This window comes from Mycobacterium sp. IS-1590, from assembly GCF_001500025.1.
Lineage (GTDB): Bacteria > Actinomycetota > Actinomycetes > Mycobacteriales > Mycobacteriaceae > Mycobacterium.
Genome location: NZ_LQIW01000045.1, coordinates 276,184 through 290,704 on the forward strand (window position 1 = coordinate 276,184; position 14,521 = coordinate 290,704).

The window sequence follows — 14,521 nt, forward strand, 5'->3', positions numbered from 1 at the left end:
AAGGAACATCCATGAGCCTCCTGGACGCTCACATCCCCCAGCTCGTGTCATCCGAGGCCGCGTTCTCGGCGAAGGCCGCGCTGATGCGCAGCACCATGGCGCAGGCCGAACAGGCAGCACAGTCGGCACAGGCTTTCCACATGGGCGAATCCTCCGCCGCCTTCCAGGCAGCGCACGCGCGCTTCCTCGAGGTCTCCGCGAAGGTCAACGTGCTCCTCGACATCGCGCAGGTCAACCTGGGCGACGCGGCGGGCACCTACGTGGCGCAGGACGCCGCGGCGGCCAGCACCTACACCGGTATCTGAACTTCGAACTGACCTAGAACCAAAAGGGAGAACCTGATGTCTCAGATCATGTACAACTACCCGGCGATGCTGGCCCATTCGGGTGAGATGGCCGGATATGCGGGCGCACTGCACGCCGTCGGCGCCGACATCGCCAGTGAGCAGGCGGCTCTGGCCGGCGCGTGGCAGGGCGACACCGGCACGACCTACCAGGCGTGGCAGGCGCAGTGGAACCTCGCTCTCGAGGAACTCGTGCGCGCATACCGTGCGATGGCCGCCACCCACGAGCAGAACACCATGACGATGAGCGCCCGGGACCAGGCCGAAGGCGCCAAATGGGGTGGCTAACCGACGGTGGCAGTTAACGCAGTCGAGCTGACCGCGGAGCAGGCCTGGTTCGTCGCCGACGCGTCAGGAGCCGGCAACTACCCCTGGGTGCTGGCCATCATCCCGCCCTACAGCGACCACGCGCAGCGGGCGGCGGTTGAGGCCAGGCTGTCGGCCGAACTGGTCGAGATGGGCGTGATGACCACCGACCGCATCGTCGAACCCCATGTTCGGCAATGGGTTATGGCGACATGCCGGCCCCGGCGGTGGCTCGAACTCCGGTTCGTTCGCGGCTCGGGCAAGATGCTGCGCGGTCACGTCGCGCGCCGCGACGACGAAACCGTCGTCGCGCTGCGCGGCGGCGGCCTCGTCACGCTCAGCAGGTTGGAGGTGGACCATCCGCAGGCCTTGGTTCCCATCCTGACCGCCGGCCTGTCGGGGCGCCCGCCGGCCAAGTTCGACGAGTTCGCGATTCCGGCGCGCATCGGGGCGCGCGCGGACGAACAACTGCGCAACGGCGCGACGCTGGACGACGTGATCGAGTTCCTCGGCATCCCGCCGAGCGCTCGAGCAGTCGTCGAAGCGGCCTACGCGACGGACCGCAGCTATGTCGAGATCGTGGCCGGCGACCATCGAGACGGCCACCGCGTGAGCACCGATGTCGGCGTCAGCGTCGTCGACACCCGGGAGGGCAGGGTGCTCGTGCACCCGACGAAGGCGTTCGACGGTGAATGGGTCTCGACCTTCACGCCCGGCACGCCGATGGCCATCGCCACTGCGGTGGAGCGGCTGACCGCAACGCTGCCCGACGGGGCCTGGTTCCCCGACCTGAAATTGACCCGAGACTTCGACTCCAACCAGAGAACGGAACACCAATGGCAGACAGTTTGAGCGGCGCGACAGCGTCTTTGGCCGACCCGGCCCCGTCGCGGTCGATGCCGATCGTTCGTGTCGCGGTGCTCGCCGCGGGTGAGGCGGGCGGTCGCGTCACGGACATGGCGTTGCCGACCGAACTCCCCCTGCGCGAGATCCTGCCCGCCGTGCGGCGGATGGCGATGCCCGCCGACGAGGAGTACGGCGACGCGACCCCGGTGGTGCTGTCGCTGGCACCGGTCGGCGGTGCGCCTTTCAGTCTCGACGCGACGCTGGACACCGTCGGTGTCGTCGATGGTGATCTTCTGGCGCTGCAACCACTTCCGGCCGGGCCCGCGGCGCCGCGGATCGTCGAGGACATCGGCGACGCAGCCGTCATCTTCTCGGCCGCCCGCGAGAAGCCGTGGGGCGCTGCGCATATTGCGAGAGGCGCAGCGGCTGCCGTGATCGCGCTCATCGTGACCGCCACCGCGTTCGCCGCGGTGCACAGCGAAATCGTCGGCGGCTTCGCCGGGCTTGCCGTGGCCAGCGGTGCGGCGATACTCACGGTGCTGGCCGCACTGCTCACGTGGGGCCGTTCACCCGGGCTCGGCACCGCGCTGGCCGTGACGGCCCTCGCGCCCATCGCGGTGGCTCTCGCGCTCGGCGTGCCCGGCGACTTCGGGCCGTCACACGTGCTGCTCGCCGCGGCGGGCGTGACAGCCTGGTCCATCGTCAGCATCGTCGTCGCCCAACGGGCCATCGCGGTGTTCACCGCCGCCACCGTCGTCGGCGCCGGCGCGCTGATCACCGCGGGCGCCGCGACGATCTGGCACCTGAACCACCTCGTCGTCGGGTCCATCCTCGTGGTGCTCGCCCTGGTGGTCACGGTTCAGGCGGCCCAGCTTTCGGCCCTGTGGGCACGGTTGCCGATGCCGGTCATCCCGGCTCCCGGTGACCCGACCCCGGCGCCGCACCCGATGAAAGTGCTCGCCGACCTGCCGCGCCGCGTTCGGATCAGCGATTCGCACCAGACCGGCTTCATCGCGGGAGGTGTGCTGCTGTCCACCGCAGGAGCCTTGACACTGGCTGCCCCACAGGGTGTTTCGCCGTGGGCGTGGTACGTGGTGGGCGCCGTGGCGCTCGGATCGGTGCTGCGGGCCCGCGTGTGGGATTCGGCTCCGTGCAAGGCGTGGTTGTTGAGCCAGCCGTTCCTGCTCGCGGTCTCGTTCATGGTCGTGTTCGGCGTCGATGACCGCATCAGCGCGGCATGGTGGGCGCTGGTGGCGCTCGTCGGCTTGACGGTGGCGTGGGTGATCGTCGCGTCGTTCCCGCGAGTCGCTTCGCCGGACACCTACTCGCTGCCCATGCGTCGCCTCACCGGGTTCCTGGCCTCCGGTATCGACGCATCGCTGATCCCGGTGCTGGCCTATCTCGTCGGGCTGTTCGCGTGGGTGCTCAACCGATGAGGCATCGGTGATGCGCGACCGGCTGCGCACTGTACTGGCCGTCACGACGTCGGTGGCCGTCGTCGGTGTGAGTTCCCCGGTCGCACAGGCGATGACGCCACCTCAGGTGGATCCGGCGGTGCGGCCCCCGTCGGGTGCCGCCGGGCCCGTCCAGCCGCAGTCGCAACGTGGACCGTGTGTCAGCGCCGGTGTGTTGCCCGGTAGCGAACCCCGTGTATCCAGCGCCAATCAGAAGCTGCTCAACCTCGAGGGCGCGTGGGAGTACAGCCGCGGTGAGGGACAGGTCGTGGCGGTCATCGACACCGGCGTCGCACCCGGGCCCCGGCTGCCCAACGTGGACCCCGGCGGAGACTTCGTCGAGTCGACCGATGGTCTGAGCGATTGTGACGGCCACGGAACGTTGGTGGCCGGGCTGATCGCGGGCCAGCCGGGCGCCGACGGATTCTCCGGGGTGGCACCCGGTGCGCGCGTGCTCGCGATCCGGTCGACGTCGTCGCGCTTCTCCCCGCGCGAGACCGGCGGTAATCCGGCCACCGCACGCGTCGCGCTCGACGTGGCGACCCTGGCCCGTGCGGTTGTCCGTGCGGCAGACCTGGGCGCGAGGGTCATCAACATCTCCGCCGTGACCTGCCTGCCCGCGACGGAGAACGTCGACCAGAACGAACTCGGTGCGGCCCTGCGCTACGCCGCCGTGGACAAGGACGCGGTGATCGTCGCCGCGGCGGGCAACAACAAGATGGGGCTGAACCCGGGGTCGGCATGTCCATCCAACCCGCTGTCGGATCCCAGCCGCCCGGAGGACCCGCGCAACTGGGCCGGTGTGACGTCGGTGTCGATACCGTCGTCGTGGCAGCCATACGTGCTTTCGGTCGGTTCGCTCGACACTGCAGGACGGCCATCGGATTTCACCATGGCTGGGCCGTGGGTGGGGATAGCCGCGCCCGGCCAGGACATCGTCTCGGTGGGTAACGGTGACGGCGGCGGACTGGCCAACGGGCTGCCCGACGAGCGGGGCAGGCTGTATCCACTGAACGGCTCGAGTTTCGCGGCCGCGTATGTGTCCGGTGTTGCGGCCCTGGTGCGCAGCCGTTTTCCCGAGCTGACCGCCGAACAGGTCCGGGATCGGCTCACTGCCGGCGCGCAGGGTGCGGCGAGAGCACCGTCGAACCTGACCGGTGCCGGACTGGTCGACCCCGTCGCCGCCTTGACATGGGATGTGACGGCGGCCGTCGCCGGTAACGGGGAACCGGAACCCCAACCCGTCGCCGCACCGCCGCGACCGGCCGCCCCCGACGCGACCCCGAAGGTGGTCGCGTTCGCGGGAACCGGTGTGCTGGCGCTCATTGCAGCCGTCACGGCCGCGGTCGCGGTCCACCGGCGAAGGAACCTAGACAACCAAGCGGAGGCACCGTGACCGTTCGAATTGCGTTGGCGTCGTTGGCCGTCGTCCTGGCGGCAATGGCGTACCCGTGGGAGACGAACACGGACTGGTGGATCTTCGGGATCGCAGTCGCCGTGGTTGTCATCGTGTTCGCCTGGTGGCGGGGCCAGTTCGTCACGAACATGATCGGTCGGCGGTTGGCGGTGTTTCGACGCAACCACTCGAAGCCGAAGCCGCAGAGCGCGAAGCAGGTCACCGTGGTGTTGCGGGTCGACGACCCGTCGGGATTCGGTGTGCCGCTGCCCCTGGTGGCGGGCTACGTCGAAAGGTTCGGTGTCCGTAGCGAGAAGGTTCGCGTGACGAACCGGGACGTGGATGGTGTTGCTACCACGTGGATCACCCTGACCCTGGATGCTGAGACGAATCTGGCTGCTCTGCAGGCACGTTCACCAGAGTTGCCGCTGCGCGAGACCGCTGAGATCGCCGGCCGTCGGCTCGCCGACCACCTGCGGGAGGCGGGCCTCGATGCGGTGCCCGTCGACGACACGGACGCGCCGTTGACCGGAAAGGGCCGCGAGAAGTGGCGCGGTGTCCAAGACGATGACGGATTCGTGTCCGCCTACGGGATTCCCGTCGACGAGCGGTTGGGTGAACGCCTCGACGAGGTGTGGTCCCAATCGTCAGAGACGTGGACCGCCGTCGAGTTCAGTGGTTGCGCGGCGACCCCGACGGTCGCGGCCGTGTGCGCGTTCCGGACGCCGGAGCCGGTACGCGGGGTGCCCGTGTCGGGTCTGACACCGCATCGCGGGATCCAGAGACCATTGCTGACGGCCTTGGATCCCAAGTCCGTTGGCAGGCTGGCTGTTCCGGGTAAGCCGGTAGCCGCCGATCTGCTGGCCCGTCTCCGCTGGCCGGCGGGCCGCCAGGCCGAACTCAGTCGAACATGAAACCCTTCATGAATCGGGTCATCCTGCGCAGATAGTCCGGCTGACTGACATGCAGGATGTGATTGCCGGGGAACCAGTGGAACGCGCAGCGGTCCCAGTGTTCCCACAGCATCTCGGCCTGCTCCGGCGGCGCCAGGCGGTCGCCGAGACCCGTGATGATCAACCGGCGGTCCTTCGGAACCAGCGGGGTGTAGTTCAGCGGTGAGGAGAACAGCGTGGCGCCGCCGGTGAGTTCCGCGTCGGTGCCCGTCAGCAGGTTTCGCAGTCCGACCACTTTGTTGGCGGGGAACCATTCGTCCACCGTTTGATCGGGCGCGACGACAGGGACATTGGGGATCACGGCCTGGATGCGGTCGTCGACGGCCGCGATCAGCGCCGACGTGTATCCACCGAGCGACATCCCGGTCAGCGCGATGCGGTCGACGCCGGTGAACTCCAGATAGTCGATCACCGAGCGGAAGTCGTGGACCGCCTGTGCCATCGCCTCGGCGAAGCCTGAGAACCCGTTGGCGAAGAACCCGTAACCGCTGAAGGGCGAACCCTTCTCGGCGCGGGCACCGTGAAAGGGCAAGGTGTACAGCAAGACGTCGTAGCCCGAACGAAAGAACCACGGCAGCGAGAAGAACAAGCCGTTGAACAGATACGGCGAACCCATGAATCCGTGGATCAGGCACAGCGTCGGGTGCGGCCCGTCATCGTGTCGCCAGTGCTGGGCATGTACGACGTTGTTGCGTTCGAATCCGCCGCACTGCTTGCGTAAGGCCGGATTGACCGCTTCGAAGCTGCTGTCGAAGCGAATGTTCTGAACCTGACCCTTCGCGATCCATTCGGCCAGCGGGTTGGCCGCCCGCGATGCGACCCGCGGCGGCGAAGTGGGCGCCGGGAAGGACTGCGCGGGATCCTTCGCCGAGGCCAATTCGGCGTAGAACTGCAGCTGTTCGCGTTCTGCGCGCGACTGCGAGCGGCGCAGCCCGCCGGCCAGGGTCGGCAGCATCGTCGTCGCGAGCAGCGATGCGATCGCGGTGCGCAAGGCGAGGTCGGCCACGGCCGACGAGTCGACGATGAACCGCTGGCGCAGAGTCAGGTCGGCGCGTCGCGGCAGACCTGCGCCGGCATCTGCCCCCGGGACATCGGGTACGGGTATCGGCGGATCAACCGGGTTCGCCTCCGTTTGGCTCACTTCCGCATGGTATCCCGATCGGGCGATGTCAAACTGTCGACATGTGGAACCCCGACACATATCTGACATTCGCCGACGAGCGTGGACGCCCGTACTTCGAATTGTTGTCCAGGGTCGGCGCCGATGCGCCGCGGCGGGTGGCGGATCTGGGTTGTGGGCCGGGCAATCTGACGGCATCCCTGGCCCGGCGTTGGCCGCAGGCGCGCATAGAGGCGTTGGACAGCTCGCCGGAAATGGTGCGAGCCGCGCGGGACAGGGGAATCGACGCGAACGTCGGTGATGTCGGCGACTGGGCACCGAAATCCGATACCGACGTGGTGATCAGCAACGCCACCCTGCACTGGGTTCCCGACCATCCACGCTTAATCCTCAGGTGGGCCGCAGAGTTGCCGGCACGGTCATGGATCGCGATGCAGGTACCGGGAAACTTCGACGCGCCGTCACACCGCACGGTGGGAGAACTCGTCCGACGGGACCGCTGGGCGGAACGACTGCACGACTTTCCATTTCGGGAGTCACCGGTGAAGAATCCGGTCGAATACGCAGACCTGCTCACCGACGCCGGCTGCAACACGGTTGACGCGTGGGAGACCACCTACCTGCACGTGTTGACCGGTGAGAACCCGGTGCTGGACTGGATCGCGGGAACCGCGCTACGCCCGGTGCGCAGTAGGCTCACCGACGCCGAGTGGAACGAGTTCCGTGCGGAGTTGATCCCGCTGCTGGACGCGGCGTATCCGAAGCGGAAGAACGGCACGACGTTCTTCCCGTTCCGGCGTGTTTTCGTGGTGGCTCAGGTGAACTGAGCGTCCCGCTTGGCCTTGAGCAAATCGATCACCTGCTTGACCAGGTCGTCGAGGTTCGCTTCAGTGGTGTCGAGCACCAGGTCGGGATTCTCGGGTGGTTCGTACGGTGCGTCGATGCCGGTCAGGCCCTTGAGCTCACCCGCGCGGGCCCGGGCGTAGAGGCCCTTGGGATCACGACGTTCGCACTCGTCGACCGGGGTGGCCACGTGCACCTCGATGAAGGGCAGTTTGGCGGCATCGTTGAGGGCGCGGGCGGTGTCGCGATCCGACTTCAGCGGCGACACCAACGACGCCAGCGCCACCACACCGGCGTCGGCGAACAGTCTTGTGAGGTGGCCGACCCGGCGGATGTTTTCGGCGCGATCACCGGCAGAGAACCCGAGGTCGTCGGAGAGCCCGTGCCGGATGTTGTCACCGTCGAGAAGGTAGGCCACATCGCCGGATTCGACGAGCGCGCGTTCGACGGCGACCGCGATTGTCGACTTGCCCGAGGCGGGAAGGCCGGTGAACCAGATCGTCGCTCCGCGTTGACCGGTCGAGGACCACCGATAGTCCCGGTCCAGGGAGGAGGGGTGCCATCGGATGTCGTTGCGTGTCTGCTCACCCGGCTTGACCGCGCGCGGTTCGATGATCGTGCCCGCGCCGACGGTGTCGTTGGTGGCCTCATCGATGAGGATGAACGCGCCGCTGTCCTTGTTGTCGGCGTAAGGGTCGACGATCACGACCGAGCTCGTGCGAAGCGTGATCTCACCGACGTCGTTGAGCACCAACTCGACCGGGCTGTCCAGGTCATCGAGCGTCTCTGGATTCAGGCGGCTGTGCAGCGACTGAACTGTCGCGCGGACCGTCTTCGTACCTTGTTTGAGTGCCAGCCGGTCACCCGCGCGCATCGGAGTTTCCCGGAACCAGCACACTGTCGCATCGAGCTCGCGGGCAAGGACGGGCAGGACGGCGTCGTCGGATCCGCTGACGAGGACGTCTCCGCGTCCGACATCGATGTCGTCCGCCAGCTCCACCGAAACGGACAGCGGCGCAACGGCAACGGTGCGCTCGTCATCGAGAGTGTCGACGAGTGTCACGGTCGATCGGGTGCCGGCAGGCAGGCTGACGACCGAATCACCCGCCTGGAGCGTTCCACCGGAGATCCTTCCGGTATAGCGCCGCCGTTGGTCGACAGAGGGGCGGGACACCCACTGCACGGGCAGGCGCAATTTGTTCGATTGCGCGTGCGGTGCGCTCAGTTCGATGCCGTCGAGGTATTCAAGCAACGTCGGCCCGTCGTACCACGGTGTGTTGCGGGATCGGTGGACCACGTTGTCGCCGTGCTTGGCGGCGATCGGAACCACCGTGATGTCGATGTTGCCGAGGCGTGCCGAGAGCCGTTGAAGCTGCGTATGCACCTCGGCGAACCGCGACTGGTCGAACTCGACGAGGTCGATCTTGTTGACCGTTGCGACGAAGTGCTTGATTCCCAACAACTTCGCGATGCGCGCGTGTCGGTTGGTTTGACGCAGCACGCCTGCGCGGGCGTCGACGAGCAGGACGGCGACATGGGCGTTCGAGGCTCCCGTGAACATATTGCGGGTATAACGCTCATGACCCGGGGTGTCGGCGAGGATGTAGCTTCGGGTCTCCGTCGAGAAGAACCGGTAGGCCACGTCGATCGTGATGCCCTGTTCGCGTTCGGCGCGCAAACCGTCGGACAGGGCCGCCAGGTCGGCAATGCCCTCCTCGTCGGTGACGGCGTCGAGGTGGTCGGTCGGAAGGCTGTCGGTGTCGTGCAAGAGCCGACCGATCAGCGTGCTCTTACCGTCGTCGACCGAACCGGCGGTGGTGATGCGGAGGAGTTGGCGCGTCATCGACGGTTTCCTTGCTTTTTCGCGCATTCGCTCATCAGAAATACCCTTCGCGCTTGCGGTCTTCCATGGCGGCTGCCGAGGTCCGATCGTCGGCTCGCGTCTCGCCGCGCTCCGACACCGTGGCAGCTGAGATCTCGGCGATGACACCCTCGATGTCGACAGCTTGTGAGCGCACCGCACCCGTGATGGTCAGATCGCCCACAGTCCGATAACGGACTCTCTCGACGGATGCTGTCTCGCCGTCGACGGGTCTGGAGTACTCGGACACCGCGAGAAGGATGCCGTCGCGCTCGAAAACCTCACGTTCGTGGGCGAAGTAGATCGACGGAAGTTCGAGGTCTTCCAACTCGATATAGCGCCACACGTCGAGTTCGGTCCAGTTGCTCAGGGGAAAGACCCTGACCTGTTCGCCCTTCCTGATGCGGCCGTTGTACAGCGACCACGGCTCCGGCCGCTGGGCTCGCGGATCCCACTGACCGAACTCGTCTCGGAAGGACAGGATCCGCTCCTTGGCGCGGGCGCGCTCCTCGTCGCGGCGGGCTCCGCCGAACGCCGCGTCAAACCGTCCTTCTTCGAGCGCGTCGAGCAGGGTACGGGTCTGCTGACGGTTGCGCGACGCCCCGGGGCCGGGATCAGGGACGCGGCCCTTGTCGATCGACTCCTGCACCGAAGCCACCGTCAACTTGTGCCCCTTGCCTGTGACTCGGCGGTCACGAAACTCGATGACCTCTTCGAAATTGTGGCCGGTGTCGACGTGCATGACAGGAAAAGGCAGCGGTGATGGGCGAAAAGCCTTCTCCGCGAGACGAAGAAGTACGATCGAGTCCTTGCCCGCCGAGAACAGCAGCACCGGCCGTTCCAGTTCGGCGACGACCTCGCGGATGATGTGTACTGCCTCGGCCTCCAACAGTCGAAGCTCGTCGACGTGCAGGGTGTCCACTGTCATGTCGGAAGTCCTTCTCTTTCTGCGTCCGCGCGGTACCGGTCGACCCACTCATCGGAGCGTTGATCGGCCTGCCGCTCGAGAACGGGTTGCGGCGCCAGCCGCCGGTCCTGTCCGAGCGCTTCGAGGACGTCGCCCACAATCTGGGAAAGATTGCGCCACAACACCGGGTACGGCACTTCCATCGGCGCGACACCTTCCTCGGCGAACCAGTTGCGCCAGCCCTCTTCCTGGGCCCGCAGCATCGTCACGACGTGGGCGATGGCGCCGGCGTGGTACTGGGCGCGGGCATCGCGCGTTGGGTCGGGCCTGCCTCGCCATACCCGGGTTTGGACCGCCCGCCAGAACGAAACCGCCTGGGAGACGACGTCCGGACGGAAGACGTGGATGAGGAACGGGTCGCTACCGATGACGTCCCGGATGGCCGACAGCAGGCCGGTGCCGGAGCGGTCGGGCAGTCCGCCGGCGCGATCGAGCAGCAACGGGGTCTGGTTCCACATCAGCTTGCCGCCCCAGATGCCGTTGGGGGTGCGGCCGACCGTGCGGATGTAATCGCGCCAGATGTCCGGGGGAGCGAGGTCGGGCTTGCCCTCGTCCAGTGGGTCGAGGAGGCGCAGGATCGACTCGTCGGTCACACCCTCGAACCACTGCCTGGGCTGCGGTGACTGGCTGGTGCTCGGCAGGTACTGAAAGAACTCGCCGGGCTCTCCGGCGACCCCCGTCGCGCGCAGGGACTCCACCAGCAGGGTACTGCCGCTGCGTTGAGAGGCCAGGACGAGATAGGCCGTCGGGGCTGACATGCGCGCAGCTTACCCACAGGGCAAACATCTGACACCCCAAGAGTTTTCGCTCATGCTGAGCGAAACTATTGGTCGCTGTGGTCGCCCGTGACGCCGCGTTCGGCCGCGAGTGCGGAGCGGCTCGGCAGCTGACCTTGAATTTGCAGATATGTCTCGGTGTAGCGCTCCGATATGCGGGTGCCTGCGAACTCCGACGGGATCACATCGTTGGTCTTGACGCGCCAGTCGTTGAGTAGCAGGGCGAGATCGTCGGCGATGGATTCGGCCACATCTGAGCCGCTTTGGGCCAGAAGGTTGTTCGACTCGTCGGGGTCGGCGCGCAGGTCGTAGAGCTCTCGTTGCGGTCGCTCGGCACGCGTGAGGGGCGCGACGATGCGCCCGGGCGCACTGTCGGCGATATCCAACGGTAGATCGAGGAGCGGGCGCGACGCATAGTTCTCGATGTAGCTGTATTCCTTGGTTCGGATCGCGCGGATGGGGTCGAAGGAGTCGTGGTAGGTCTTCGCGGTGTACACCTCGGTGCGCACGGGCGGCCCGGGGGAGGCCAGCAGTGCGGCCTTGTGCGAGAGTCCCTCGACGTCGGCCGGTACCTGGACATCGAGGAGTTCGAGCAGTGTGGGAAGCAGGTCCACGCCGCTGAACAACTCGTCGTAGACCTTCGGCTGGACGGGCGCGTCGCGAGGTGGGCGCAGAATCAGCGCGATGCCCGTACCCGCTTCGTACAGAGTCGATTTGGCGCGGGGAAGCGCTGGGCCGTGGTCGGTCACGAACACCACCCAGGTGGTGCGGTCGAGGCCGGTCGCCGAAAGGGTGTCGAGCAGACGGCCGACCGCGGCATCGGCCACCGATATCGATCCGTAGAACTCGGCGAGATCCTGCCGGACCTCCGCAGTGTCGGGCAGATATTCGGGGACGTCGACGCCGGTGGCGTCGGCTGGCTCATACCTGTCGCGCGGATACGGTCGATGCGTCTCGAAGAAGCCCGCCGTCAGCAGGAACGGCTTCTCTGGTGGCTCGGTGAGCCACCGTGTCGCGTGTTCGACGACGTATTCACAGTAGGAATTCGAGACGTCGAACTCATCGAAGCCGAGCCTGGCGGGGTATGAGGTTTCGTGTTGCATACCGAACAACGCGGTGTGCCAACCTGATTCGGACAAAACCTGTGGCAGCGTACGAACGCCTGCACGGTATTCCCAGCCGTGGTGGGCCAGGCCGACGAGGCCATTGCTCTGGGGGTAGCGGCCCGTGAACAACGATCCGCGCGATGGCGAGCAGAGCGGCGCAGTCGCGTGCGCGCGGGTGAACAGAATGCCGTCGGCAGCGAGTTCGTCGAGACGCGGACTCGACACGTCAGGGTGGCCGTAGGCGCCGAGATAGCGGCCGAGGTCGTGCCAGTGAACGATCAGCACGTTGTCTCGGCGCCGTTCTGTCACGTCACATCCTTTCGTCGTCGACGCCCCCACTTCAACGTGCTCGGCCCGATAGGGCAAGCCTTCGACTCGGTCGGCACGTTATCCACAACCGTCTGACTCGCGACGGGCGGGTTATCCCCAAGTTGAGATTCATCCACAGACGGGTGTTGACCGCTGGTCACACCACCAGCAGGTCGATAGTTTCGATCACATGTTCGAAAAGTTGGTGGCCGCGGCCTTCAGTGTCCGGGGCGCGGGTGCGGTCGGGGCGTGGGCGCGAGTGGAAAACGCCGCCAGCGCGTACCGGCTGGCGGCTGCCGCTGACGTGCTTGATCGCCTGATCAGTGAAGCCGGGTCCGTCGATCGTGAGCAGTGGTGCATCGACAACTGGGCGATCGCGGCCGCCGAGGTCGCCGCCGCCCAAGGCGTCTCGCTGGGGGTGGCCTCCCACCAGTTGATGCTCGCCGATGACCTGCGCCGGCGCCTGCCGGCGGTGAGCGCGGTGTTCGCCACCGGCGCGATCTCCTACCGCACCGTGGCCGCAGTGTCACACCGCAGCCGCCTGGTGCGCGATGCGGATGCCCTGGCCAAACTCGACGCCGAGCTGGCCTCCCAGCTGACCCAGTGGGGCACCCTGTCCACCGAGCGGTTGCACACCGCCATCGACACCTGCGTCGACCGCTATGATCCCGCCGCGGTGCGGCGCACCGAATACGCCGCACGCGGGCGCCACGTCGACATCCACGACCCCCGCGACGGGTCGGGCACCGTCGCGCTGGAAGCCACATTGTTGGCCACCGACGGCCAAGCCCTCGACACCCGCTTGGATGCGATGGCCGCCGCGGTATGTGCCCACGACCCACGTACCGTTGAGCAACGCCGCTCCGATGCGTTGGGCGCCCTCGGCCAGGGCGCCGACCGCCTGGCCTGTGGCTGTGGGCGCCCCGACTGCGGCGCCGCGGCGGCGACACCGAGTGCGGTGGTCATGCACATGATCGCGCGCGAAGAGTCACTGACCGATGACACCCCGGCCACGTTGGACGGGCGCGTGCCCCCCAGCGAGCAGGAGCCACCGTCCGCTCCGGCGGGCACCGACCCGGGCTATCTGATGGGTAAGGGCCTGCTACCGGCCCCCCTGCTGGCAGCCAAGCTGGCCGGCACCGCCACGATCCAACCCGTCATCCATCCCGGGGACGCCGGGCCTGAACCGCGCTACCGCCCCTCAGAGGTGCTGGCGTGGTTTGTGCGCTGCCGCGACATGACGTGCCGGTTCCCCGGCTGTGATGTCCCGGCTACCGACTGCGACATCGACCACAGCGTGGCCTATCCGGTCGGGCCCACCCAAGCCTCCAACCTCAAATGCCTGTGCCGACAACACCACCTGCTCAAAACCTTCGTCGGCTGGCGCGAAGTACAGCACCGCGACGGCATGATCGAATGGACCTCGCGACACGGCCAGACCTACATCACCCACCCTGGCAGCCGGCTGCTGTTTCCCGAACTGTGCCGCCCCACCGCCCCAGCGTTGATCGATCCCACCATCGACACCACATCCGACGACGCGCGCACCCTGAAAATGCCGCGCCGCAAACAAACCCGAGCCCAAGCCCGAACCCAAGCCATCAACGACGAACGCCGCCACAATCAACCGATCGTCGACGCACAACTCGCCGAACGCAACAAACCCCCACCCTTCTGAAAGCGACGGGGCGATCGCGAGGTGTAAGACCGACCCGACCTACGGGTCGTAGGGCACTCCCACGGCCCGGAACACGTATTCGGGCGGGACATCGAAGGACACCGATCGCCGGGGGAGGCGTGAGAGGACGTCCTCGGGAATGGAGACCTTGTAATGCATCGAAAGTTCGCCGGTGAAGCGCGAATCGACCCCGGCGATGTCGACATCGAGCTGCACACCGGTCTCCGAGAGCTGGGCGGTGACGGTCCCGGCCTGCGTAGCGTCCCAGCGTTGATCGATGGTGCGGCCCGCCAGTTTCGGCACGGTCGACAGCGTGGCGAGTACACGCTGGCTGGTCAGCGCCAGCGAGCCCACGTAACTGGTTACGTTTGCGTTCGCACGTCGTCCCGGAATCTTGCCGCTGAACCGTCGGGTCACCGCGATGTATTCGGCGAGGAAGAGCACACCCTCGGCTTCCACCTCGGCCCGTAAGTCGTCTGGCATACCGCCGATACGGAGCAGCTTGCGCAGGAATACGGCCATGAGCAGTCACCCTAACGGCCGCAGCACCCACGTGGTAGAG

Annotated in this window: 14 protein-coding genes; 8 read left to right on the forward strand and 6 right to left on the reverse strand. The window is 66.9% G+C overall.

All coding sequences use genetic code 11. The annotated features are described in order from the left end of the window. Positions 1-11: 11 nt before the first annotated feature. The 6 genes from esxG to eccE are packed head-to-tail and all read left to right on the forward strand — an operon-like array spanning position 12 to position 5,260. Positions 12-305: a type VII secretion system protein EsxG gene (esxG, locus tag AU197_RS20700; protein WP_064404940.1), complete on the forward strand. Its 294-nt coding sequence runs from the start codon at positions 12-14 to the stop codon at positions 303-305. Between the two features lie 36 nt (positions 306-341). Next, positions 342-632, forward strand: coding sequence for a WXG100 family type VII secretion target (locus tag AU197_RS20705; protein WP_064346860.1), 291 nt, complete (start codon positions 342-344; stop codon positions 630-632). Positions 633-638: 6 nt separating this feature from the next. Next, on the forward strand, positions 639-1,502 hold the full coding sequence (locus tag AU197_RS20710) for an ESX secretion-associated protein EspG (RefSeq protein WP_064404941.1): 864 nt from the start codon (positions 639-641) through the stop codon (positions 1,500-1,502). Then, positions 1,487-2,932, forward strand: a complete 1,446-nt coding sequence (gene eccD, locus AU197_RS20715) for a type VII secretion integral membrane protein EccD (protein WP_286145567.1) — start codon at positions 1,487-1,489, stop codon at positions 2,930-2,932. Before AU197_RS20710 ends, eccD begins: the two co-directional genes overlap by 16 nt. 10 nt (positions 2,933-2,942) lie before the next feature. Further along, positions 2,943-4,346 (forward strand): type VII secretion-associated serine protease mycosin, encoded by a 1,404-nt coding sequence (mycP, locus tag AU197_RS20720; RefSeq protein WP_064404946.1) that lies wholly within the window; start codon positions 2,943-2,945, stop codon positions 4,344-4,346. Beyond that, positions 4,343-5,260 carry a type VII secretion protein EccE gene (gene eccE / locus AU197_RS20725; RefSeq protein ID WP_064404948.1) on the forward strand — a complete coding sequence of 306 codons (918 nt, stop codon included), beginning with the start codon at positions 4,343-4,345 and terminating at the stop codon, positions 5,258-5,260. The genes mycP and eccE overlap by 4 nt, the downstream gene beginning before the upstream one ends. Here the strand turns inward: eccE and AU197_RS20730 are convergent. Continuing rightward, on the reverse strand, positions 5,247-6,440 hold the full coding sequence (locus AU197_RS20730) for an alpha/beta hydrolase family protein (RefSeq protein WP_064404950.1): 1,194 nt from the start codon (positions 6,438-6,440) through the stop codon (positions 5,247-5,249). The two genes, eccE and AU197_RS20730, sit on opposite strands and share 14 nt — an antisense overlap. Positions 6,441-6,481: 41 nt before the next feature. Between AU197_RS20730 and AU197_RS20735 the strand changes: the two genes are divergently transcribed. Beyond that, positions 6,482-7,246, forward strand: coding sequence for a trans-aconitate 2-methyltransferase (locus AU197_RS20735; RefSeq protein WP_064404952.1), 765 nt, complete (start codon positions 6,482-6,484; stop codon positions 7,244-7,246). Here the strand turns inward: AU197_RS20735 and cysC are convergent. The 4 genes from cysC to AU197_RS20755 all read right to left on the reverse strand — a co-directional run bounded on the left by cysC (position 7,234) and on the right by AU197_RS20755 (position 12,281). Then, complete coding sequence (gene cysC / locus AU197_RS20740; RefSeq protein ID WP_064404955.1) at positions 7,234-9,105, reverse strand: adenylyl-sulfate kinase; 1,872 nt, start codon at positions 9,103-9,105, stop codon at positions 7,234-7,236. The two genes, AU197_RS20735 and cysC, sit on opposite strands and share 13 nt — an antisense overlap. A 34-nt stretch (positions 9,106-9,139) precedes the next feature. Beyond that, the gene (gene cysD / locus AU197_RS20745) at positions 9,140-10,051 is read right to left on the reverse strand and encodes a sulfate adenylyltransferase subunit CysD (protein WP_064404957.1); all 912 of its coding nucleotides are present in this window, start codon (positions 10,049-10,051) and stop codon (positions 9,140-9,142) included. Then, positions 10,048-10,848 carry a trehalose 2-sulfotransferase gene (gene stf0 / locus AU197_RS20750; RefSeq protein ID WP_064404960.1) on the reverse strand — a complete coding sequence of 267 codons (801 nt, stop codon included), beginning with the start codon at positions 10,846-10,848 and terminating at the stop codon, positions 10,048-10,050. The genes cysD and stf0 overlap by 4 nt, the downstream gene beginning before the upstream one ends. A 65-nt stretch (positions 10,849-10,913) precedes the next feature. Next, positions 10,914-12,281, reverse strand: a complete 1,368-nt coding sequence (locus tag AU197_RS20755; RefSeq protein WP_064404961.1) for a sulfatase family protein — start codon at positions 12,279-12,281, stop codon at positions 10,914-10,916. 190 nt (positions 12,282-12,471) lie between these two features. On the opposite strand from AU197_RS20755, the gene AU197_RS20760 reads away from it, so the two are divergent. Next, on the forward strand, positions 12,472-13,959 hold the full coding sequence (locus AU197_RS20760; protein ID WP_064404963.1) for an HNH endonuclease signature motif containing protein: 1,488 nt from the start codon (positions 12,472-12,474) through the stop codon (positions 13,957-13,959). A gap of 39 nt (positions 13,960-13,998) precedes the next feature. Here AU197_RS20760 and AU197_RS20765 read toward each other — a convergent pair whose 3' ends face one another. Next, a complete protein-coding gene (locus AU197_RS20765; RefSeq protein ID WP_064404964.1) occupies positions 13,999-14,481 on the reverse strand; it encodes a hypothetical protein in 483 nt (160 codons plus the stop codon). Between the last annotated feature and the right edge of the window lie 40 nt (positions 14,482-14,521).

Excerpts from the sequence above, each read along its gene's own strand:
- esxG (WP_064404940.1), top strand. The coding sequence starts at position 12 with ATGAGCCTCCTGGACGCTCACATCCCCCAGCTCGTGTCATCCGAGGCC.
- AU197_RS20705 (WP_064346860.1), top strand. The coding sequence starts at position 342 with ATGTCTCAGATCATGTACAACTACCCGGCGATGCTGGCCCATTCGGGT.
- eccD (WP_286145567.1), top strand. The coding sequence starts at position 1,487 with ATGGCAGACAGTTTGAGCGGCGCGACAGCGTCTTTGGCCGACCCGGCC.
- mycP (WP_064404946.1), top strand. The coding sequence starts at position 2,943 with ATGCGCGACCGGCTGCGCACTGTACTGGCCGTCACGACGTCGGTGGCC.
- AU197_RS20735 (WP_064404952.1), top strand. The coding sequence starts at position 6,482 with ATGTGGAACCCCGACACATATCTGACATTCGCCGACGAGCGTGGACGC.
- cysC (WP_064404955.1), bottom strand. The coding sequence starts at position 9,105 with ATGACGCGCCAACTCCTCCGCATCACCACCGCCGGTTCGGTCGACGAC.
- cysD (WP_064404957.1), bottom strand. The coding sequence starts at position 10,051 with ATGACAGTGGACACCCTGCACGTCGACGAGCTTCGACTGTTGGAGGCC.
- stf0 (WP_064404960.1), bottom strand. The coding sequence starts at position 10,848 with ATGTCAGCCCCGACGGCCTATCTCGTCCTGGCCTCTCAACGCAGCGGC.
- AU197_RS20760 (WP_064404963.1), top strand. The coding sequence starts at position 12,472 with ATGTTCGAAAAGTTGGTGGCCGCGGCCTTCAGTGTCCGGGGCGCGGGT.
- AU197_RS20765 (WP_064404964.1), bottom strand. The coding sequence starts at position 14,481 with ATGGCCGTATTCCTGCGCAAGCTGCTCCGTATCGGCGGTATGCCAGAC.